The sequence below is a fragment of the Anabaena sphaerica FACHB-251 genome, from assembly GCF_014696825.1.
In the GTDB taxonomy this organism is placed as follows: domain Bacteria; phylum Cyanobacteriota; class Cyanobacteriia; order Cyanobacteriales; family Nostocaceae; genus RDYJ01.
The window spans coordinates 713,397-734,775 of the sequence record NZ_JACJQU010000002.1; the positions used below are offsets into that span (position 1 = coordinate 713,397).

19 protein-coding genes are annotated in these 21,379 nt (G+C 38.1%); 7 read left to right on the top strand and 12 right to left on the bottom strand.

The genetic code is table 11. The features are described from left to right. Positions 1 to 175: 175 nt before the first annotated feature. From H6G06_RS06780 to sufB, 10 genes are all read right to left on the bottom strand, one after another. Positions 176 to 1,753 carry a tetratricopeptide repeat protein gene (locus tag H6G06_RS06780; RefSeq protein WP_190558301.1) on the bottom strand — a complete coding sequence of 526 codons (1,578 nt, stop codon included), beginning with the start codon at positions 1,751 to 1,753 and terminating at the stop codon, positions 176 to 178. 1,490 nt (positions 1,754 to 3,243) lie between these two features. After that, on the bottom strand, positions 3,244 to 3,744 hold the full coding sequence (locus H6G06_RS06785) for an FHA domain-containing protein (RefSeq protein WP_190558303.1): 501 nt from the start codon (positions 3,742 to 3,744) through the stop codon (positions 3,244 to 3,246). A 220-nt stretch (positions 3,745 to 3,964) separates the two neighbouring features. Then, complete coding sequence (locus tag H6G06_RS06790) at positions 3,965 to 6,397, bottom strand: heavy metal translocating P-type ATPase (protein WP_190558305.1); 2,433 nt, start codon at positions 6,395 to 6,397, stop codon at positions 3,965 to 3,967. Between the two features lie 380 nt (positions 6,398 to 6,777). Continuing rightward, complete coding sequence (locus tag H6G06_RS06795; RefSeq protein ID WP_190558307.1) at positions 6,778 to 7,053, bottom strand: TM2 domain-containing protein; 276 nt, start codon at positions 7,051 to 7,053, stop codon at positions 6,778 to 6,780. Between the two features lie 762 nt (positions 7,054 to 7,815). After that, positions 7,816 to 9,390: a type II CAAX endopeptidase family protein gene (locus H6G06_RS06800; RefSeq protein WP_190558309.1), complete on the bottom strand. Its 1,575-nt coding sequence runs from the start codon at positions 9,388 to 9,390 to the stop codon at positions 7,816 to 7,818. A gap of 358 nt (positions 9,391 to 9,748) precedes the next feature. Then, the gene (locus H6G06_RS06805) at positions 9,749 to 10,024 is read right to left on the bottom strand and encodes a hypothetical protein (protein ID WP_190558311.1); all 276 of its coding nucleotides are present in this window, start codon (positions 10,022 to 10,024) and stop codon (positions 9,749 to 9,751) included. Between the two features lie 422 nt (positions 10,025 to 10,446). After that, entirely contained in the window at positions 10,447 to 11,712 is a 1,266-nt protein-coding gene (locus H6G06_RS06810) for a cysteine desulfurase (protein WP_190558313.1), read from the bottom strand. 286 nt (positions 11,713 to 11,998) lie between these two features. After that, entirely contained in the window at positions 11,999 to 13,339 is a 1,341-nt protein-coding gene (gene sufD / locus H6G06_RS06815) for a Fe-S cluster assembly protein SufD (protein WP_190558315.1), read from the bottom strand. After that, positions 13,339 to 14,124 (bottom strand): Fe-S cluster assembly ATPase SufC, encoded by a 786-nt coding sequence (gene sufC / locus H6G06_RS06820; RefSeq protein ID WP_190558317.1) that lies wholly within the window; start codon positions 14,122 to 14,124, stop codon positions 13,339 to 13,341. Before sufC ends, sufD begins: the two co-directional genes overlap by 1 nt. Before the next feature lie 122 nt (positions 14,125 to 14,246). Continuing rightward, positions 14,247 to 15,686, bottom strand: a complete 1,440-nt coding sequence (sufB, locus tag H6G06_RS06825) for a Fe-S cluster assembly protein SufB (RefSeq protein ID WP_190558319.1) — start codon at positions 15,684 to 15,686, stop codon at positions 14,247 to 14,249. A 207-nt stretch (positions 15,687 to 15,893) separates the two neighbouring features. Between sufB and sufR the strand changes: the two genes are divergently transcribed. The 3 genes from sufR (at position 15,894) to H6G06_RS06840 (ending at position 17,940) form a co-directional block, all read left to right on the top strand. After that, positions 15,894 to 16,565: an iron-sulfur cluster biosynthesis transcriptional regulator SufR gene (gene sufR, locus H6G06_RS06830; protein WP_190558321.1), complete on the top strand. Its 672-nt coding sequence runs from the start codon at positions 15,894 to 15,896 to the stop codon at positions 16,563 to 16,565. Positions 16,566 to 16,730: 165 nt separating this feature from the next. Beyond that, positions 16,731 to 17,426, top strand: coding sequence for a hypothetical protein (locus tag H6G06_RS06835; protein ID WP_190558323.1), 696 nt, complete (start codon positions 16,731 to 16,733; stop codon positions 17,424 to 17,426). 46 nt (positions 17,427 to 17,472) lie between these two features. Then, positions 17,473 to 17,940, top strand: coding sequence for a hypothetical protein (locus H6G06_RS06840; RefSeq protein WP_190558325.1), 468 nt, complete (start codon positions 17,473 to 17,475; stop codon positions 17,938 to 17,940). Between the two features lie 3 nt (positions 17,941 to 17,943). Here the strand turns inward: H6G06_RS06840 and H6G06_RS06845 are convergent, their stop codons facing one another. Both H6G06_RS06845 and H6G06_RS06850 read right to left on the bottom strand, forming a co-directional pair. Beyond that, the gene (locus H6G06_RS06845) at positions 17,944 to 18,261 is read right to left on the bottom strand and encodes a hypothetical protein (RefSeq protein ID WP_242039608.1); all 318 of its coding nucleotides are present in this window, start codon (positions 18,259 to 18,261) and stop codon (positions 17,944 to 17,946) included. An 18-nt stretch (positions 18,262 to 18,279) separates the two neighbouring features. Continuing rightward, positions 18,280 to 18,597, bottom strand: a complete 318-nt coding sequence (locus H6G06_RS06850) for a flavoredoxin (RefSeq protein ID WP_190558327.1) — start codon at positions 18,595 to 18,597, stop codon at positions 18,280 to 18,282. Positions 18,598 to 18,744: 147 nt separating this feature from the next. On the opposite strand from H6G06_RS06850, the gene H6G06_RS06855 reads away from it, so the two are divergent. From H6G06_RS06855 to H6G06_RS06870, 4 genes are all read left to right on the top strand, one after another. Next, positions 18,745 to 19,575: a hypothetical protein gene (locus H6G06_RS06855; RefSeq protein WP_190558329.1), complete on the top strand. Its 831-nt coding sequence runs from the start codon at positions 18,745 to 18,747 to the stop codon at positions 19,573 to 19,575. A gap of 299 nt (positions 19,576 to 19,874) precedes the next feature. Next, the gene (locus H6G06_RS27265) at positions 19,875 to 20,222 is read left to right on the top strand and encodes a Uma2 family endonuclease (protein ID WP_338422921.1); all 348 of its coding nucleotides are present in this window, start codon (positions 19,875 to 19,877) and stop codon (positions 20,220 to 20,222) included. A 240-nt stretch (positions 20,223 to 20,462) separates the two neighbouring features. Continuing rightward, positions 20,463 to 20,723, top strand: coding sequence for a hypothetical protein (locus H6G06_RS06865; protein WP_190558331.1), 261 nt, complete (start codon positions 20,463 to 20,465; stop codon positions 20,721 to 20,723). A gap of 155 nt (positions 20,724 to 20,878) precedes the next feature. After that, complete coding sequence (locus H6G06_RS06870) at positions 20,879 to 21,337, top strand: YbhB/YbcL family Raf kinase inhibitor-like protein (protein WP_338422918.1); 459 nt, start codon at positions 20,879 to 20,881, stop codon at positions 21,335 to 21,337. Positions 21,338 to 21,379 lie beyond the last annotated feature (42 nt).

Consider the following 21,379-nt stretch of genomic DNA (forward strand, 5'->3'; position numbering starts at 1 on the left):
ATAAGCAATAGAAAACAGGCTATATAATTTTAATCTAATAAGTTCCAAATGTCAGATATTCAAGATTTTAATAGTAAAAAAATTGGCAAAAAGGTATAGACAAATATGGCTAACAAATGCTATTTCCTGAGTGAAAATTTCTTCCCATCATCCTTTTATCAAATGATTCAAGGAATCACTGTTTTACACCTTTTTGCATTAAACATTGAAAGCGCATATCTTCACGAATACAATGAAAATCAGGATCAGCTTTTGCCATTTTTACAAACTCTTCAGGTTGGAGATTAATTGCTTGCTCCAAGTTTTCTAATGCTTGCTCAATATTACCCTGAATAGCATAACAGCAAGCTTTGTTGTACCAAGCATATTTATCATCAGGTTTCAGCTTTAATGCTTGATCATAAGAAAAAAGAGCTTCATCTGTGCGTCCCAAATCATCAAGAGCATTACCTCGGTTGTTCCAAGCATAGTGGTCATCGGGTCTAATTTCCAGAGCCTGGTCATAAGAGATAATCGCTTCTTCATTTCGTCCTAACTTTCGTAGTGCAATGCCCCGATTGTACCAAGTATAGTGGTCATCAGGTTTAATTTTCAGAGCTTGCTCATAAGATAAAATTGCTTCTTCATACCTGTCTAAATTTCGCAGCGCAATACCTCGATTGTTCCAAGTATAGCTGTCAACAGGTTTAATTTTCAGAGCTTGATCATAAGATAAAATTGCTTCTTCATTACGTCTTAAATTTCGTAACGCATTTCCCCGATTGTACCAAAAATAGGGGTCATCAGGTTCAATTTTTAAAGCTTGCTCATAAGATAAAATCGCTTCTTCATTATTTCCTAAATTCCGTAGTGCATTACCCCGATTGTACCAAGCGTAATGATCATCAGGTTTAATTTTTAAAGCTTGCTCATAAGATAAAATTGCTTCTTCATTGTTGCCTAAATTCAGGAGTGCATGACCTCGGTTGTACCAACCAAAATGATCATCAGGTTTAATTTTCAGTTCTTGTTCGTAGAAAGTAATAGCAGTTTCGTATTCATTGGCAGAATAAAGTAGATTTCCCAATTCAAATAGCAAACTTGCTTTATTACTATCTGTTTGATGTTTTTCTGTGAGAAGTTCTTGAATTTCTAAGACTTTTTCAATTTTTTCTTCAGAAGTAAGTTGCAGATATTTTTCATAGTCTCCTTCTAGTAGAAGACGACGAGATTCTTCTTCAACTAATTCTGGTGTAGTTGGTAATTCATATACTCCAGAGCGCCAATCAAAAAAATCAGGAGCGCGATGGATTAAATAGCTGAGTGAAAATGATCGCAATAAAAATACAAAGGAAAATGGGAAATCATCCCTAAACCTTTCTCGCTGTTGGTTGAGATGATTTAGTATTGGTGGTACTTTGGTTAAATTGATAAACTGACCTTCAGTTATTTCCCCAAAATTTCTTTTCTCATATTTATATAGGGAATATTCCAGACCTTTAATTAATAAGATGTCAATTGTTTGATCTTGAATGTAATTAGCTACTTGCTGATATAACTTATCAACTGGTTCTATCAAGCGTAATACGGCAATCTTTTTATGGGGAATATCTTGGGGAATCTTATGTATGAAAAGATCTGATTCCACAGGAGTACATTGTACAAAATATAAACCGAATCCTAATTTTCTTTCCAGGGCGCAGAGTAAATCTTGATAGATTTCTTCGGGGTCTGGGGGTAAATCATCATCCCAGTTACTGTAATTGAGTATCATATAGATTTGATGGTAGATGATTTCGTGAAAAATTTAAAATTGGGAAAGAATTTTATAGTATTAATGTTTTTTTGTATTTGAGGCTCATCTCCAATAATCAGAATATTGTTCATAAGATTAGGTCAAATTAAGATTTAAAATGTAGACAGCTTCGTTAGTCAATCTTCATGACTCATTATGAGCAATTCCAGCTTGTTTGTGCTTCGTGATAAATGAGGAATAGTTCAAACTTCATTATTTAAATAAATATACGCTTTGGCAACTAGACTATGGGCGTAATTTTGCTTACGTATATACTTAAGTATACTTTATGGCAAATGTCCTTTTTATTTTTTAACTTGTTGTCAAATCAGGTTTTCAGGGACTATATGGGGCAAAAACAGCTTTGATAGTTTGATTTTTAACACAGAAATTTAGAAAAGTCTGATGTTGCTGTTTTGATTGATAAAAATAATAGCAATTCAAAAAATGTTGGCAACATACAGCAGAATTCTGGAGAAGGCCGTGCGCTTTGGGTCTCACACAACTCCCTACAAGTCGGGAAAACCTTCCAACAGGGTGGCTTCCCAAATGGAGTGTCGTTCAGCACCCAGGACTGAACGCTGCTAGAGCCATGTTTTGATTTTCAGTTTGTACCTCATTATTTACTGGCAATCTGCTATATATTTGAGCAAAATTAAGTCCGAATAAAATTTTCACAATCTGAAATCTCAAATCCAAAATCGTATTATTGTTATTTCCAGTATATTTTTTTCTTAGCAACAGTAGTGTGAGTAGCATCACAACCTACTTGTAAGCTATCGGGGAAAATTTCTATAAATGTTTATAAACATCGCTGGGGTTTTTCTTTCCCTTGCCACTCTACGCTTATTCCCTTAATAGATAAGTATTGCCACCTATAGCGGTGGAGAAATGAGGGTGTGAGGTGCGATTTTTGGTTTTAGCTGATATGGTAGGTGACAGGTGACAGAGTTGAAAGCCTTTTGGTGTCTAAGTTTTCTGATCTGTTGATGTTCTAAACAGGTGGGAAGTTGCTATAGCTAACGGCTGAATACCTACCTAAAATATAGGACTCCTATTTGATTTTTGATAGCTTGCGTGGCGTAGCCATACAAACTCAATACACCTTATCTTCCTTCTTTTCTGTTCCCTGTTAAGAGTTCCCTGTTCCCTACCTCTACGAGTAAATTCAGGAATCAAACCGGATTCCTATATTTTTAGATTGGGAATTTTTAATTATCAAATCCCAAATCTCAAATTGTCATCTTTCAGAAGTTAGGAAAGGTTTCGGTGGAACGTCTGTGCAAGAGAGAGAATGCTTGTTAAATCTGGTATATAGAGCGACGAGATTTGCTTAAAATCATCCAGCGCGACTCAAAAAGCCGTGATTATACTGACAAAGTTGATAAGTGTTAGCCTATCCTGCCGTTAGGCATGAGCTGACGGCTGAATGCTTACCTAAAATCTCACATCTAACATCTAAAATCAGGTCACTCTTCTTCATCCTCTGTCATCCCAGGATTGATTAATGTAATATCGTACTCACTGGCATCAGTTTGTCCTAAAGGGGGAGAATTTTTTAGCAGATAATAAATAGCGCGTACCTGAGGACCAAAAACAATTTCGTCTTCATTTTTTAGATCATGGGCTGGCAATTTGCGTCCATTAATCATTAAACCGTTGGAACTAGGCTTACCTTTGGGATCACCATCGACAATGCGGTAATAATAGCTATGATTGCTATTCTTGCGTGGTAATCGGACTAATGTGGCATGGTGACGGGACACAAACTGCGATATCAAACGGATATTACAATTCCGGTCTCTGCCGATAGAATAGACGGGATTTTCCAGAGGAAATTCTTTGCGTCCTTGGTCGTCTTCAATAATCAGTAGATGGTTTTCACTAAGTTTTGCTGCCATTGACAGATGGTTACTAAAATTTGTTGAACTTTGATATAGAAGAGGTTTTTGAGTATGGTTTTCTACCATTTTTCCGAGAGATTATTTAATATTCAAACTAATAGACTTTGAAACTACATATTATGGAATTGGATGGACAACAGTATATTTTTTTTGCCCTTGTGATTATATTCTACCTGAGAGGAGTTAAGATTCAGGTTTGTGGAAAAGCTGAGTACCTAAGTGTAGTTTAACTTAAGATGGAACCTACTTAGGTTTTCCCCTGACATACTACCTCCCAGTGATAATTTTACGGTTGATGAGCAAAGCGTCGTAATAAGACTGAGTTAGTGATCACACTAACGGAGCTAAAAGCCATGAGGGCTGCGGCGCTGGATGGGCTAAGAACAAAACCAAAATAGGGTAAGAAAACACCCGCTGCTAATGGGATGCCTATTGTATTATATGCAAAAGCCCAGAACAAATTTTGACGTATTTTGTTGAAAGTGGCACGACTAAGTTGAATTGATTCAACAACATCAGTTAGAGAATCCCGCATCAGTATAATTTCTGCTGTTTCCATAGCTACATCTGTTCCAGAGTGTAAAGCGATGCCGACATCTGCCTGAGATAAAGCCGGAGCGTCATTGATGCCATCTCCTACCATAGCGACGATGGATTTGGAATTGGGTATGATTACGCTTTCCCCATTACTAGTTTTACCCATCTCCCCAGTTTGAAGAGATTGAATTGCACTGGCTTTTTTAGCTGGGGGAATACCTGCCATGACATCGGTGCTATCTAGTCCGAGTTGTTGAGCGATCGCACTGGCTGCTTCTAATCTATCCCCGCTGAGTAGCATGACGCGCAAACCCATCTGACGCAGCTTGTTAACAGTTGCTTTTGCATCTGGTCTGAGGGTATCGCTAACGGCAATTAATCCAGCTAAACTATTACCAACTGCAACACTAATAACTGTTTTACCTTCAGTTGCTAATCTTTGTGCGTGCTGTAGAGCAGTTTCACTGATAGTAATTCCATGCCACTTCAACCATTCCCAGTTACCTAACAGTACGTTTTTGCCTTCTACTACAGCAGATACACCCATTCCTGGCTCAGTATGAAAGTCTACAGCATGGGGAATTGATAAATTTTGTCGTTGGACTTCTTGGTGAATTGCTTTAGCTAGGGGGTGGTAAGTACCGCTTTCTACTGCTGCTGCTAGTTGCAGAAGTGAAAGGGAAGACTCTTCTGAGTCGGCAAATAACAAACAGTCTGTAACTGTGGGGTTGCCTGTGGTCAGAGTGCCTGTTTTATCAAAGACTACGGTATTTAGCTGGTGGACTTTTTCTAAAACGTCACCACCTTTGATTAATAAACCTCTTTCTGCGCCCATGCCAGTACCGACAAGAATAGCTGTGGGTGTAGCTAGTCCTAAAGCACAGGGACAGGCAACGACCATAACAGCGATCGCTAATTTTAAACTGATTAAAAGTGAAGAATGTTGTATTTTGGTGGCTGGGTGATGCGCTACATGACTCATCATTTCCATGCCATCAGAAATATTAACGTCTGGCCAAATGTGAGTACCAAAAAAGTACCAAAACACAAAAGTCAGCAAAGAAGCGGTTAAAACTCCATAGGTAAAGTAACCAGCAACCGTATCCGCTAATTTCTGAACTGGTGCTTTCCGAGTTTGGGCAGCTTCCACCAAAGCGACAATGTGCGCCAAAGTTGTATCATCGCCAGTGCGGGTGGCTTGAATAGCGATCGCACCTGATTGGTTAATAGTTCCCGCTGCAACTGTTTCTCCCGGTTGCTTAATCACTGGTACAGATTCCCCAGTTAACATCGACTCATCCACCGTCGTTTGCCCAAAGCGTACCTCACCATCAACGGGGATTTTATCACCTGGTAGCACCTGTAACCATTCACCAACCCGCACTTGTTCGGCTGGTATCTGAACAATATTTGCCCCTGCTACTAATTTCTCTGAGTCTGGGTTGGCAATCAATCTTGCTATCTGAGGCTGGAGTGCTAATAATTGCCTAAATGCAGATGCAGCGCGTCCTCTAGCTTGTTTTTCTAAAGTTCTTCCCAGCAGGATAAAGCCCAGCATCATCACTGGTTCATCAAAGAAACATTCCCAACCCATCTGGGGAAACAACAGCGCCACTAAACTAGCAGTATAAGCCGTCAGAGTTCCCAAACTGACCAAAGTATTCATATTCGGCGCACCCCGTCGCCAACCTTGCCAGCCATCTATGATGATGGGACGACCAGGAATCAGCAGCGCCACTGTTGCTAGTCCGCAGTGAAACCAGATGTTATTCAAAATTGGGAAAATGGTATTACCAAAATGTCCAATTCCTGAAAATACCAATAACAAGGCAGCAATTACTAATTGTCTAAATGCAGCTTGCATTTCCTGGTGCTGTCTGGTGGCTAGATCAAATTTCTTCCCTGCTGCTTGACTATTAGCGGTGCGGGGTTGAGAGGGAAAACCTGTTGCTGTTAATGCCTTTGCCAGTTCATCTGGATGTACCGCACCAACCTCTGCTTCTATGACTGCTACTTCTGTGGCTAGGTTAACGCAGACGTTTTTAACTTCTGGATGTTGGGTTAGCTGTCTTTCTACTGCTTTCACACACCCAGCGCACTTCATACCCCCTACATCTAAAATAATTTTCTCTGTAATTGGGGAAGATTCTGGGGCAAGCTTAGTTTCTGGGGCAAGTTGCATGGCAAGTTTTTAGATTCGCTACGAAATTTCAATGCCTGACAACAGGCGGGTCTACTTTGAGCGTAGGCGAAATCTGGAACTATGACCAACTGTGATAGTATTTAATTAAAAAATTAAAATATTTAGTTAGGTTTGTAACCTACCGTCAACGACTCCAGCGTCTATAGGTCATATATATTACAGATACCAGTTGCATAGGCAGCATGAAAATTAAATTTTTATATAAATTGTTAATTTCCAAATTAGACATAGTAGTGAAATAAGCCATACTTAGCAGCAACAATATTATCCAAGTCAGCTGTTTATATTTTAGTAGTGGCATATTTTAAGAAATTAGGGATACATGGGGAATACAGTTAAGCATAAATCTTAGAATCTGTTTAGAACCAACCCTGCTTTTTCACGAAATAGGTATTAACAAAATCTTCATGGTTTTTGTTCAAGTAAATCATGCCTTCAATTAAACCCACAAGCTGCATAATTAGCAATGTAAATCCGTAAGTTAGAGAACCACCAACTACAGAAATTACTAGCATGATAAAACCTTCTGGTGCGTAACCAAGAACAAACTTATGTAGCCCAAGACCCCCAACAATAATGCCACAGTAACCAGCTAGAAGTTGTTTGGTAGTATGAGAGGGGTTGAGATTAGCCATATTCAGTGAAACTCCTTGATTTGTAAGGTATTGAAGTATAAAACTATAGCAGGAGTCAGGAGTCAGGAGTCAGGAGTAAAACCCTTTTGTAGTGAAAGTTTCATTATCAATTGATGTCCTAACCACCCTGTCCATGGCTATAAATATCCATAGCTAAAGCCAAATCACCATAATTCCAGAAGTAAATCGGAAGTATGGGACTGAGGATATAGTCCAACAACGCATGAAAATAACATTTTCATCAATGAGTGTTGGTAAATTAGCTGACAACGTTTAGTACAGCCTGTTTACAGATTTATAGGTCAACATTTCTCTTCAGGATCATTAACCCTAATAATCGGCAGCAGCTGCCACACTATACTAGTTTTTACAGGTTTATAGCTATTATGTCCGGACTTTTTTGAGTTCGCTGTATATGGTCAAGCTATATTTATTGCGTGAGGTTGTGATGAAGTATCCACACAGATAAAGTTATCTGTGCTAAACCCAATTTATAAACCGAATCTTTTAGTTACTAATTGCTTAATTATAGTAATTTTCAAAGATTCGTAAATAACAAGATTACCCACTGATTAGAAAAGTCGGGAATCTCAGGCTTATATAGCAACCGCCAAGGTGTTTAGGGCATTAACTGATAGGGCTGCGTGGCGTAAGCCATTGATAAAACCTAGACACAAAAAGACTTTCAACTCTGTCCCCTGTCACCTGCTATATGCCGATATAATCAAATATTTTTGATTTTTTCATCCGTAATTGTCGGTTTTAATTATTGCTGCTCCCCAAAAGAAATAAACTCAGTAATGTACCGCTATTCCAAAGACTGTGCAGGAGCATAGGGGCAAGAAGATTGCGCGATCGCGTGTACACTATTCCTAAGACCATGCCCAATGCTGTAAGTGGTAGAACTTCGGATAAGCTGAGATGAGCAGCAGCAAATAATAAACTACTCACAAAAATTGCTGCCCAAACGGGTAAATAACGAGTCAGAGAGGGTAATAAAAACCCACGAAATAAAAATTCTTCAAAAAATGGCGCAGCTATAGCCGCAGTAAAGAAAAATATCCCCAATGCTATATTATCTCTGCTTTCTAGCGCCAGTTGTAACAGTGGGTTACTTCCGCCTTGTCCTTGCCATAGTTGTTGATTAATCAACGAGACTATCACCACTATGGGTAAAGCTGTGCAGTAGCCACCTAGTCCCCACAAAAACCAATTACTGAGAAAACGGAAGCGAAACCAATCTTCTGGTAGGGGAAAATAGCGTTTGATAGATAAATACAGCACTGAAAACGCACCCAAGGCAACTAGCACGTAACTCACCAAGACGGAAAAAGCCTGAACTCGCACGTTATCCGAGGAACGGGAGATAGGCAGGAGGGTTAATAATTCAGGTATAAATAATTGTCCCATTAGGAAAAATCCCAGGACAAAAACTTGTAAAATTGTTTCTACATTCCACGGTGTTGACCAAAGCTTTTCACCATTTTGAGCCAATATAGATTCTCTTCCCTTCAGTAAACGCTGACCTAACAAAAAGACCAGTAGTATTAGACCAATAAAGGCTGTTAAGCTGGGAATAGCGGCAATTATCGCTAATTTCCATACTGCGTCAGTAGCGGCTGCTTGTTGTCTAGCTTGAATATCTCTTAAAGCATCTTCACGTTGTTGGAGTTGGTATAGCTGAATCAAAGCTGTGGAGCGAAACCAACCTTCTAAATTTTTTTGAATCAGTGGTTGAGCATTTGGGAGTAGACGAGGGGGGTTGCTCCATAGTCCACTTAATACGTTAGCAGTTTCCCTAAATTCTGTCTCTGAGGTTTCTTTTAGAGAACTCCAGGTTTTCAGGGCGTTATCTGTTTCCCCTTGCTGTGCCTGTAAAATTCCTAGACGTAAATCTAATTCATCCCGCAATTTTTGCAGTTTGCTGATGGACTGCTCTAACTGTTTCTGTTGTTCTTGGGGAGAGGTTTTAGTTTCAAGGGGGTCGTTTGGTAGGGGTTTGGGAGGTGTGATAGCAGTAATGTCTTGAGCGCGAAGTTTTGCGAGTTTGTTTTCGGCTTTGTCCAAGTTAGTTTGCACCGACTCACTCGCTTGTTGATATTGCTTGGCAGCACTTTCTAGGGGTTTAACACCCACTATCGCTTCCCGAATAGCCAGAAGACTCTCGTCGTTGCTATCTTCTGGTTGCCATGCTTGGGCTTGCAGGACAATATTAGTTTGGTACAGTTCCAAACGACTTTGAAACTGTGGTTTTTGCCAACTAGCAAATAAAGACAAGCCGGACAACATCATTGCTAACAGTGTCAGCCCAATTAACAGCAACCGCTTAAGTGTCATCTATCCCCCTTTACCTGTTGTACAGAGCGTTAGCCCCTTGGAAATTATAAGCTAGTCTGGGAGGTTGGGGGGATATAATCAGTCTTTCAGTTGGTTGTCAGTGGTGATGGCGGTAAGAGGAGCAACTTTAACTATTTCTTAGTTTATATACAGTAGGAGTCAGGAGTAAAACTGGCTTTGTGTATAGGTTTCAATTTAGATTCTGTACCTCATTGATCTGCTATCTGCTGTATTTGAAATTAATTTATTTATAAGCGGTATAAAGATAAAATCACGCTACCAAACTGATATAATACCCCCGCATATCGCGGGGGTATTATAGAAAATGCTGTTTACCTCAGCTTAGTGAGGAGTGCAGTTACTGGCCTAGCGTTTGTGGTGCTTTGTCGAGTCTCCAGGAGAAGTAATTCTCTGGGTTGTTGTCAGGAACAATATACCCAGTGGCTCCTGACTTCTGAGGGGGTTTAGGAGGACCACCTGGTTGTCCTTGTCCTTGTCCTTGTCCTGGTATTGGTGGTACTTGTCCTGGTATTGGTGGTACTTGTCCTGGTAGTGCTTGTCCTCCAACCAAAAACTCTTGTGCTTCTGTGGATAGCTCTTCAAGTAAATCAAACATGACTATTTGATTTGACATAATTATTTACCTCACTTACGTCGTTGATTTAATTAAGGGTTCGTCCCCTTTATTAATTGACAATAAGTAGTTATTCACGGTAATTCATGTGTCAGATGGCAGAATTTCTGTTCTACCTTTTGATTGCCAGAAGAGGTAGAGTTTAATTGATACAGCTAAAACAATATTTTCTTAGAGGCGCAAACATGACAGAGAATACTTGTAGTGGTTCTTCTTTTGATGCGTTTTTAGAGGAAGGTGGAACTTTAGAGTAAATTAATTTAATAGCTATAAAAAGAGTGATTGCTGGGCAGATTAAAACAGCAATGGCTGAAGAAAATATTACTAAAATTCTACCTATCTCTATAATATTCTCTTTGCGCCTCTGCGTCTTTGCGTGAGAAATAAAGAAGGTGGGAAATACCCACCCAAAATTTATTAACCTATTCACCAAATACACTAGCAAAAAAGTCCAGCGTTTCCTTCAAAGCCTTGATGAAAATATCAATTTCCTCACGAGTATTGTAAAAAGATAAACTCACTCGTGCAGTTCCTGATAAACCTAAATGACGGTGTAATGGTTGTGTACAATGATGTCCAGAACGAATTGCAATACCTTCTTGATCTAACAATGTTGCTAAATCATTAGCATGAACTTCAGAAGCTGTAAATGCTGCTAATGCGGCTCTACCTTCCCCTTGATCATTGGGTTTTGGTCCATAGATTCTAATTTGGGGTATTTGCGCTAATTGCTCGAACAAATAAGCAGTTAATTCTGCTTCATAAGCATGGATTTTATCCATACCTATATTAGTAAGATAATCTATTGCTGCACCAAGAGCGATCGCTTCCCCAATTGCAGGTGTACCAGCTTCAAATTTATGGGGTAATTCTGCATAGGTGGAATGGTCTAAATAAACCTCAGCAATCATTTCACCACCACCAAAAAATGGCGGCATTGCTTCTAATAATTCCAACTTACCATATAAAAAGCCAATGCCAGTGGGAGCGCACATTTTATGTCCAGAAGCTACCAACCAATCACAGTCAATTTCTTGGACATCAATAGGCATATGGGGGACACTTTGGCAAGCATCCATTAAGAATTTCGCACCGTATCTGTGAGTAATTTCGGCTATTTCTTTGACTGGGTTAATACAACCCAAGGTGTTAGAGACATGAACCACTGACACCAGTTTTGTTTTTTCAGAAATTAGTTTTTTAAACTGTTCCAAATCAAAAGTTTCTTCTGGTGTTAATTCGACAAACTTCAAGACTGCGCCTGTTTTTTGGGCGACAAATTGCCAAGGAACTATATTACTATGGTGTTCCATTACCGAGAGAATAATTTCATCTCCTGGCTGTAAATTGCTCATTCCCCAACTGTAAGCAACTAAGTTAATAGCTTCACTAGCGTTGCGGGTGTAAACAATTTCCTGGCGTGATTTCGCATTAATGAAATTAGCAACTTTATCCCGTGCTGCTTCATAAGCATCAGTAGCTTTCGCACTCAAAAAATGTGCGCCACGATGTACATTAGAATTATATTGTTCGTAATAATCACGCCAAGCATTTAATACAGCTAAAGGCTTTTGGGAAGTAGCAGCATTATCGAGATAAACCAACGGTTTACCGTGAACTTCCTGATGTAAAATCGGGAAATCAGAGCGAACTTTATCAGCGAGAGTTTTGGTAGAAGTGAATGTCATTTTTAATAAAGATTTCAGGGGAATTTTAATCCGCCAAGGAATAAATTCCCTGGCTAATAGCAGAAGTCGGTTTTAACCGACTATTAATTATTCACAAACTAAGTCCGTTTTAACGGAATTTAGCTATTAGACTTGTACTTTAGTGCAAGGCTTCTCATTTAACCCGCCAAGGAATAAATTCCCTGGCTAATAGCAGAAGTCGGTTTTAACCGACTATTAATTATTCAGAAATTTAGTTCGTTTTAACGAACTTTAGCTATTAGCCTTGTACTTTAGTGCAAGGCAGTTATTTATTCGTGAGACTGGTGACAGTTCTCAACAAACTTTCTCGCAACGAAGGAACAGGTATAAAGTTAATAATTTCCGTAGCGAAAGCATTAACTAATAACTTGCGTGCATTATTTTCATCAATACCACGACTTTGCAGATAGAAGATTTCATCATCCTCTAACTGACTCACCGTAGCACCGTGAGCGCATTTAACATTATCAGCAGTGATTTCTAATTGAGGTTTGGTGTCAATTCTAGACTTAGATGATAATAGCAAATTGCGGTTTAACTGAGATGCGTCCGTTAACTGTGCGGGTTTGGGAACGAAAATCTTACCATTAAATACACCATGAGCGCGATCGCCTATAATGCACTTATGTAACTGTTTACTGACACCATGAGGATGATTTAAAGATAGCGCACTGTGAGTATCAGCTAACTGTTTATCAGCAATAACTGTTAAACCGTTTAGCGTTGTTTCTGTTTGCTCACCAGTTTGTAAAATCTCCAAATTATGACGGGATAAATTACCACCAACCGTCACAGCATTACAAGTATAACGACTATACCGCGCCTGTGTTACCGCAGTTTTACCAATGTGGAAAGCGGCTTCACCTTCCCTCACAACTTTAGTATGGCTCACCTGAGCATTTTCATTTACCCAGATTTCCGTCACACTATTGGTAAAGTAAACTCCCCCCTCTGCGCTCTCTGCGTCTCTGCGGTTCGTATACTCTTCAATTAAACTTACCTGAGAGTTACTTTCAGCTACTACTAAAAAACGAGGTTGGGAAATAGTTGCAATGTCACCAGAAACAGAAATGAATAGCAGATGAATAGGAGACTCAACCACTACATTTTTACGAACCCATACCACCGCTACATCATTTAAACCAGCAGTATTCAGAGCAGTAAAAACTTCCTTTGCTCCCTCAGCTTGAGCTAAATATTCCTGAACAACTTCACCAGGTAAAACATCCAAATTACCGATTATTAACCCAGTAGGTAAATTTTCAGTATTAGATAAATTAGGTGCATAAACACCATTTACAAATACTAACCGATGAGGAACTTTAGGTAAAACCAAATCATCTTGTAGGAACAATTCATGAAATGTCTCTACATTATTGAATGTTACCTGTTTGAGAGGCGATAAATCAGTAAAACGCCATTCTTCTTCGCGGGTATTGGGGATAACCGAATGACGCACCCAATTAGCAGCACCGTCGCGTAAATCTTGTAACCAACCATCTGATTTTTTGGTAGTTACCCGACTTAATAAATCAGTTAAGTAAGAATCTCTATCTAATAATAAAGCAGCTTCATTCAACACTTCAACATTAATTGGAATAGACATTATACACCCACTCCCAAAGCTTCTTCCAGAACCCAATCATAACCACGAGATTCTAATTCCAAAGCCAACTCTTTACCACCGCTTCTAATAATTTGTCCCTGCGCCATAACATGAACAAAATCAGGAACAATATAATCGAGAAGACGTTGATAGTGAGTAATCATAATTGTGGCATTTTCGGGACTTGTTAATTGATTAACCCCATTAGCAACAATTTTCAGAGCGTCAATATCTAAACCCGAATCAGTCTCATCTAAAATTGCTAATTTAGGTTCTAAAATTGCCATTTGCAGAATTTCATTCCGCTTCTTTTCACCACCAGAAAAACCTTCATTCACACTGCGGTTAAGAAAAGCAGGATTCATTTTCACAACATCCAACTTTTCCTCAACCAAATCATCAAAATCGAAAGCGTCAACCTCTTCCAAACCTTGAGCTTTCCGACGAGAATTATAAGCAACCCTTAAAAAATCCAAATTGCTTACACCGGGAATTTCCAAAGGATACTGGAAAGCCAAAAATACACCACTTCTAGCCCTTTCTTCCGCTTCCATTTCCAAAAGATTTGCACCTTGGAAAACCACCTCACCACCAGTCACAGTATAAGCCGGATGTCCTGCTAAAACCTTAGAAAACGTACTCTTACCAGAACCATTAGGTCCCATAATCGCGTGAATTTCACCAGCGCGAACATCCAAATTCAAACCCTTTAAAATTGGAGTTCCATCAACATCAGCAGTCAAACCCTTAACCGACAAAATCAAATCACTATTCTCAATAATCATCTTTTCTCTCTCTCTTCTCTCTTCTCTCTTCTTTCTTCTTTCTTCGCGCTCTTCGTGCCTACCCTTCGGGAACTGCTTCGCAGAACGTGGTTCATTAAAAAAAGAACCTCAACGAAAACAGATCAACCAACACTACCTTCCAACTTCAGACTCAACAACTTATCAGCTTCAACAGCAAACTCCATAGGAAGCTGATTAAAAACATCCTTACAGAAACCGCTAATCATCATCGAGATAGCATCTTCCGAAGAAATACCGCGTTGAGCAAAGAAAAATAATTGATCTTCGCCAATTTTAGAAGTAGAAGCTTCATGTTCAACCTTTCCAGTGTTATTCTGAACTTGAATATAAGGAAAAGTATTAGCTTGAGCATTATCCCCAATTAACATCGAATCACATTGAGAATAATTTCTTGCACCCTTCGCAGTGGGATTAATCTTCACCAAACCCCGGTAACTATTGCTTGATTTTCCAGCAGAAATACCTTTAGAAATAATAGTGCTGCGAGTGTTTTTACCAATGTGAATCATCTTTGTGCCGGTGTCAGCTTGCTGCATATTATTTGTCAGCGCCACTGAATAAAATTCACCCACAGAATTATCACCAACCAACACACAACTAGGATACTTCCAAGTAATAGCTGAACCCGTTTCTACTTGAGTCCAGGAAATCTTAGAATTGACACCTTGACACAAACCGCGTTTGGTTACAAAGTTGTAAATTCCACCTTTACCATTTTCGTCTCCCGCGTACCAGTTTTGAACGGTAGAATATTTAATTTCTGCGTTATCTAAAGCCACCAATTCCACCACCGCCGCGTGTAACTGGTTGCTGTCGTACATAGGGGCTGTACAACCTTCTAAATAAGAAACATAACTTCCTTCTTCGGCGACAATTAAAGTCCGTTCAAACTGTCCTGTATCACCGGAGTTAATGCGGAAATATGTAGACAATTCCATAGGACATTTTAGTCCCTTAGGAATATAAACGAAAGAACCATCGCTGAACACAGCCGCATTTAAAGCTGCAAAATAATTATCAGCAATCGGAACAACACTACCCAAATATTTTTTAATCAGTTCTGGGTGTTCTTGCAGAGCTTCCGAAAAAGAACAGAAAATTACGCCATCTTTGGCAAGTTTCTCTTTATATGTAGTGGCGACAGAAACACTATCAAAAATCGCATCAACAGCAACATTTGTTAATCGCTTTTGTTCATTTAAAGGAATACCTAATTTGGCGAAGGTTTCCAATAAAGTGGGATCAACTTCATCTAAGCTGTTGAGTTTTGCTTTCTTTTGTTTCGGTGCAGAATAATAAATAATATCCTGATAATTAATAGGCGGATAAGTGACATGAGGCCAAGTTGGTTCTGTCATTTTCAGCCATTGATGATAAGCGCGGAGGCGATACTCCAGCATGAATTCCGGTTCATTCTTTTTAGCGGAAATCAGGCGAATAACATCTTCGCTTAATCCACGAGGGATAGTATCGGCTTCAATATCGGTAACAAAGCCGTACTTGTAAGGTTGGTTGACTAAGGTAGTGACGGATGCGCTCATCGGTTCTCTTGTGTTCTCTTTAAAGGACGGGCGACGGGCTGCATAAAGCTGATCCCGTTTTCTGTTACCGATTCCTAACAGGGCTGCTAGAATAGGTTTAACGACTAAAACAACTCGGCTGTTGTTTAATCTATTTTCATTGTACGATAGATTAACAACAACAATGTTGTTTAAGTCAAGTTTTTCAGAAAATTTTTTGGGACTAAAATGGCCACTACCCAGCAGTCCACAACAAAGCAGGATATTTTAGAGTATCTTTTGAAACAAATACAAGCTACCGCCTTGGAGCTTGCGGAAGTGTTAGATGTCAGCCCTCAAGCTATTCGCCGTCATTTGAAGGATTTAGAGGCTGATAATTTAGTTATTTATATTATACCTGAACAAGTTGCTATGGGTCGTCCTCAGCATCTTTATCAGCTAAGTCAAAGGGGACGAGAACAATTACAAAGAAATGTCAACCGCTTCAGTGATGGTTATGGTGAGTTTGCGGTTTCCCTGTTGGATACTTTAGCTGCAACTGTGGGACGGGAACAAGTCAAGACTATTTTACAAAAACAATGGGAACGTAAGGCGCAAGAATATCGGGAAAGAGTAGGTACTGGTTCTTTGCAGGAACGAGTTGCAAATTTGGTAGAATTACGAAAAGCGGAAGGTTTTATGGCGGAGTTTCATCCAGTTGAGTCAGATATCAACAGTGGTGAAAGGTTCATTTTTATGGAACACACCTGCGCTATTTCTAACGTTGCTGAATCGTTTCCTAGTGTGTGTGGTCATGAGTTAGAAATGTTTGCGGCAATTTTACCAGATTGTACTGTGGTAAGGACGCATTGGTTGATAGATGGTGAGCATCGTTGCGGTTATTTGGTACAAAGAAGTTAAGTGAGGTTAATTGTGTGCTTCTATACCCACCCGGAAATCAATTTCCGGGCTAATAGCTGAAGTACGTTAAAACGTACTCTGGTTAATTCAATAAATTATTACTTTACAAAACTATTAAAAATATATAAACTCAATAAAAAATTTTATTATTTTCAGGTATATATTTTGCATCCACAACAGATTAAGGAAAAACTAAAATCATTAATTGAGGAAGCATCAACTATAGATCGCAGTTTAGCAATAAAGTTAAACCAGATTAACAACTGGATTAAAGATGTTAAACCTGGTACATTAATGTCTAAACGTTTTGTTATTTTATTTCTCCTCGAAATTATCAGGGATGCAGATGCTTGGATAAAATTTCAATCTTTAGCTTCTGAGGTAGAAAAACAATCTGCTTTGGATGCACTACCACCAACGCTAAAGTATTGGTATGGTGATCTATTTCCCAAGTGGTTGAGTAAAGAGGACAAAAGATTTTATATTTGGAGAAGAGAGTTAATGGCGGGAAATTTTCATCAGGAAGATGCACCGCTAATAGACTCTATCTCTAGAATTATTAATCAAGATGGTGATACAGTTGTCAAAAGATATATTGCTGACTTGTCAATGGCTACTGATATAATTGTTAGTGGTAGTCAAAATAAACCGCTTTGTGTACAACTTACTAGCCTAGCTGAAGAATTTTTACCTGATAAAGTTACTGATTGGAAAGATAGATTAATTTTCTGGGAAATAGAAAGAGGTTTATTTTTAAGTTACAACCCTAAAAATCAGGATTTTGTTAATCAGATAGTTAATACAGCATTAGATAATAGTGATCATCTAAATTCTGGTAGTTATCAGCAATTGATTTTATAGTTTTATATTTTTGAACTTGATATATTTTTACCAGAGGTAATTAATTATGGTAGCCGAAAAATTATCTGACAGTCAACAAAGATTAGCAAGTTTTTTAGAATCTGTAAAAGCTGCACAGCAATTACAAGATGATATTATGAAATATGGGTTAGATGCTGCCTATTTGTATTGTGATGATGTTGATGGTGATTGGTTGGAAACTTGGGGTGATGATGACCATGAACCCGGTTATATTGAGAAAATTACCACTTTCTTAGAAAGTGATGATGTGGTTGCGGTAAAGGTAAGGAAACGTTTACAGGATAAATCTCATGATGAAATTATTGGTGGTTTAGAATATTGTTTGAGTCAATTAACGGAGAAGGATCGGATTTTTGCAGCGAAGGATTTTTTAGTTGGTGATGTTGTGGTTTCTGGAAGTAGTCGCGCTTCTGGTAATAGTTCTATTGATGAGGTTGAGTTGTTGGAGTTAGCGGAAGATTTGATGGAGAAGTTGAGGGAGATTTTGGCGTAATTATTATATTTTAATCAATTTAGATATATCTTCTACTTGTCTAATATTATCCCAATCAATCACCGCAACCCAAATATTCTCTTCGGGAGAATATTTAAGTATTCCTTCAATTTCTAAATCTTCACCATAAAAAATCAATGTTTGACCATCTTGTAATTCGATTTTTTGACGTGCTAAATCTTCAATTGTGCCAATACAATTTAAACGCAGACGACCGTTTTCATCAGCATTATTAAAGTCAGCAAAAACTCTCAATATATTATTCAATTTTTGTTCTTTATTCTTGTCCTGAGAGTTGAAAGAATTGGTTAATGTGTTCATAGTTAATCTCTATAAATATTATGGCTTTGGTTTAGGAATTGTAGGTGTGAGCAGATTACTAATTTGTTCTGGAGTTAAACCAGTTAACGTTGCATGATAACCCCTTCCACAAGTTCTGATTACATCACCACCTGCTTTGCGAACTTCTCCTACTGTTGTAACACCTATTTGCCCATGAGGGATGACTTTTACTAACTCCTCTATTGATAATCCTACCTTACATTGTACGGAAATTCCTGTTATTCCACTGGGATGAGTGCCTATTCCCATTTGGATATCTTCTGGACGGTTACGGCCTCCTCGCACTACTAAGGCTTCATCTGGTATTTTTTCCACAGGGTTTAACTTTAATCACCATATAAGCAATAATTACTTTACCAGTAATTGTTAATTCAAGATAGGGAGAACTGAGAAATTAGCATATCTATATCATCCCTAACTATGCCAAAATGAACATAACTATATTTTAGGGATCTGTAACCTATGTTTCTTTACCACGGTACAAGTTTTGAAAATGTTGAGAGAATTCGGAGTAAAGGAGTTTTACCCCCCAGAGAAACCAAAAAAAGCAATTGGTCTATGCCTGAGTCAAATGATTTTGAATCAAGGAACGACGCTGTTTATTTAAGTGAGGCTTATTCACCATATTATGCATTTACACAATACTATAAGCGTTTGTATTCCTTCAACTTGAAGCAAACCTCAAACGAATTGACTACAGTAAGCTCGAAATTAGCTTTAATTGAAATAGATATTGATTCTTTAGAAAAAGATAAGCTCTACCCTGACGAAGACTTTTTAGTACAGTCAAACCTGCCTTGTAAAATAGGAGAAACGCTAAAAGAACGCACAAAATATTTTAAAGAAAATTTAGAATCCTATCAAGATTATTTGAAAGATAGCCTTCAAAAAATAGGTAACTGTTGTTATATTGATTTAATTCCTCCAACAGCAATCTCTCGCATTACAAAATGGTGCTGGAATGACGTTAAGATTCTACGTTGGTGGAACTATGATTATATATCGGACAAAGGCGGCGTTACAATATTTAAAGATCAGGATCAGAGTCAACTTTATCGCTTGCTGACGAGATGTTTTGCAAAGCGAGAATTTCAACCAGATGAACTACTCTCTTTATTAGAAAAAGAGCTTCAAGTGAACAATATTGCAAACTACGAGTTTTCAGAGTATTTACGAAAGCTTGACCAGAATGCTTATTTTGAGAATTATAAATCTTGGAAAGATGCCCTCATCCAAGAAATGCAAAATATTCACATTTATGATAAAAACAAAGGTATATCAACCGTTAACTGAATAAATATTCCAGCAAAGATTATAAATTCCTAATTTTACTTGGTGCATCTTTATTAGGCATATTGGTTAATTTATCAAAATCTTCCCAATATTTGCAAATTTATAAACCTGCATTTAGATCCCCGACTTCTTTGATAAATTCACATTATTTACCAACAATTAAACTCAGAAGTTGAGGATCTTTGACTACTTACGATTAAACCAACTTTCCCCACCTGGTAAATGTATTAAAACTTCCGCTATAGCTTTCGGTAAAGTTTTCGCTGAATGTTCATAATAAAAGATTGATATAAAAAATAATTGATACTTTAGTTGAAGAATCAAATCTCAATGTCAAAAGCACTGGTTCATTAACTTGTAAAAGAGAAGATTTAGCTAGAGGTGTAGAACCTGATTCTAGTTTCTATATTCAAAATGAACCAATCATGAGAAATAAAACCAGTTTAGATTTAACTCAAGATCCCCCACCTGATTTAGTAATAGAAGTTGATTATGCTAGTTCTTCTATTGATAAATTACCTATTTATTTAGCTTTAGGTGTTCCTGAAGTTTGGCGTTATGATGAACCTGTGATGCAAATTTATAGTTTATCTGAGGATAAATATATTCCTTGCAATGCTTCACCAACCTTTGCGAATTACCTTTAAATACAGAAGTTACTCAGTTTTTAGCTTCTAGTTTACAAGTGGGTGAGGTGTCAATGATTAAGAATTTTCGGAGTTGGTTAAAAACACAAACTTCCTGATTAAATTAAGCAGTCGGGGATCTGGGTATTATGTTTTTGAAGGTTGAGTTACTTATTGCTGGGCTTTTATTGCTCAGGGGTTACAATAATATGATTTAATAGTATAAAGGTAACTTCGCACTTAAACAGAACTTTAAACCTTATGGATATCTCACCTAATCAATCATCAACCCAATTTTTAACCCATGACGAATCAGCCCAAGTTGATGCAGCTTTATTATCTTCTCCTGAGAAGTTTTTAACCAGGTTGACTATTTCTTCTTTGCGGATTTTACAACATATTGCTAAAGAATATGATGTTTCTATTGAGGAATTGACAACAAAACAAATCATTACTTGGTTTGAAATAGATGCGAAAATCAGGAGAGAAAAAGGAGTAGAAGAAGCATTTTTGAAGTGGTAGGGGATAATTTCTAGGGGGACATTATCTTGATATATATGCCTAAAAGGCGAGTTTTTATTAATAAAACCTTTGCTAGTTTTGGGTTATCAGGACTACTTCTAATTAGTTGTAGTGCTAATAATAATTTCAGTCCGTCCCCAAAGGGAGGAAAAACCATGATATTAAGCAGCAGTGCTTTTGTTGATAATGGGTTAATTCCTGCCAAATATACCTGTGATGGTGCAGATATTTCCCCACCCCTCATCTGGGATGAAATTCCCTCAGCAACCCAAAGTTTAGCATTAATTGTTGATGATCCTGATGCACCAGGAAGGACGTTTGTGCATTGGGTAGTGTACGATATTCCTCCCACCATTAAGCAACTACCAGAAAAAATAATTGGTAGTAAAACTATTCCTAGTTGTGGTGTACAGGGAAAAAATGATTTTGGCAATTTTGGTTATGGTGGTCCTTGTCCACCCAGTGGAACCCATCGCTATTTTTTCCATCTTTATGCTTTAGATAAAAAGCTAAATTTAGAATCTGGTGCTAATAAAAATCAAATCATCCGTGTAATGGAAGGTCATGTTTTGGAGAAAGCAGAATTAATTGGCCGCTACAAACGTCAGGGTTAAATAACAAATAACTCTTGAATTCCTAAATCATCAAGAATAAAC

Bases quoted from the DNA above. Each gene is read 5' to 3' on its own strand.
- sufC (WP_190558317.1), bottom strand. From the start codon at position 14,124: ATGATTATTGAGAATAGTGATTTGATTTTGTCGGTTAAGGGTTTGACT.
- H6G06_RS06800 (WP_190558309.1), bottom strand. From the start codon at position 9,390: ATGACACTTAAGCGGTTGCTGTTAATTGGGCTGACACTGTTAGCAATG.
- H6G06_RS06785 (WP_190558303.1), bottom strand. From the start codon at position 3,744: ATGGTAGAAAACCATACTCAAAAACCTCTTCTATATCAAAGTTCAACA.
- H6G06_RS06845 (WP_242039608.1), bottom strand. From the start codon at position 18,261: ATGAACACATTAACCAATTCTTTCAACTCTCAGGACAAGAATAAAGAA.
- H6G06_RS06795 (WP_190558307.1), bottom strand. From the start codon at position 7,053: ATGGCTAATCTCAACCCCTCTCATACTACCAAACAACTTCTAGCTGGT.
- H6G06_RS06780 (WP_190558301.1), bottom strand. From the start codon at position 1,753: ATGATACTCAATTACAGTAACTGGGATGATGATTTACCCCCAGACCCC.
- H6G06_RS06855 (WP_190558329.1), top strand. From the start codon at position 18,745: ATGTTTCTTTACCACGGTACAAGTTTTGAAAATGTTGAGAGAATTCGG.
- H6G06_RS06865 (WP_190558331.1), top strand. From the start codon at position 20,463: ATGGATATCTCACCTAATCAATCATCAACCCAATTTTTAACCCATGAC.
- H6G06_RS06810 (WP_190558313.1), bottom strand. From the start codon at position 11,712: ATGACATTCACTTCTACCAAAACTCTCGCTGATAAAGTTCGCTCTGAT.
- H6G06_RS06790 (WP_190558305.1), bottom strand. From the start codon at position 6,397: ATGCAACTTGCCCCAGAAACTAAGCTTGCCCCAGAATCTTCCCCAATT.
- sufR (WP_190558321.1), top strand. From the start codon at position 15,894: ATGGCCACTACCCAGCAGTCCACAACAAAGCAGGATATTTTAGAGTAT.
- H6G06_RS06840 (WP_190558325.1), top strand. From the start codon at position 17,473: ATGGTAGCCGAAAAATTATCTGACAGTCAACAAAGATTAGCAAGTTTT.
- sufD (WP_190558315.1), bottom strand. From the start codon at position 13,339: ATGTCTATTCCAATTAATGTTGAAGTGTTGAATGAAGCTGCTTTATTA.
- H6G06_RS06805 (WP_190558311.1), bottom strand. From the start codon at position 10,024: ATGTCAAATCAAATAGTCATGTTTGATTTACTTGAAGAGCTATCCACA.
- H6G06_RS06870 (WP_338422918.1), top strand. From the start codon at position 20,879: ATGATATTAAGCAGCAGTGCTTTTGTTGATAATGGGTTAATTCCTGCC.
- sufB (WP_190558319.1), bottom strand. From the start codon at position 15,686: ATGAGCGCATCCGTCACTACCTTAGTCAACCAACCTTACAAGTACGGC.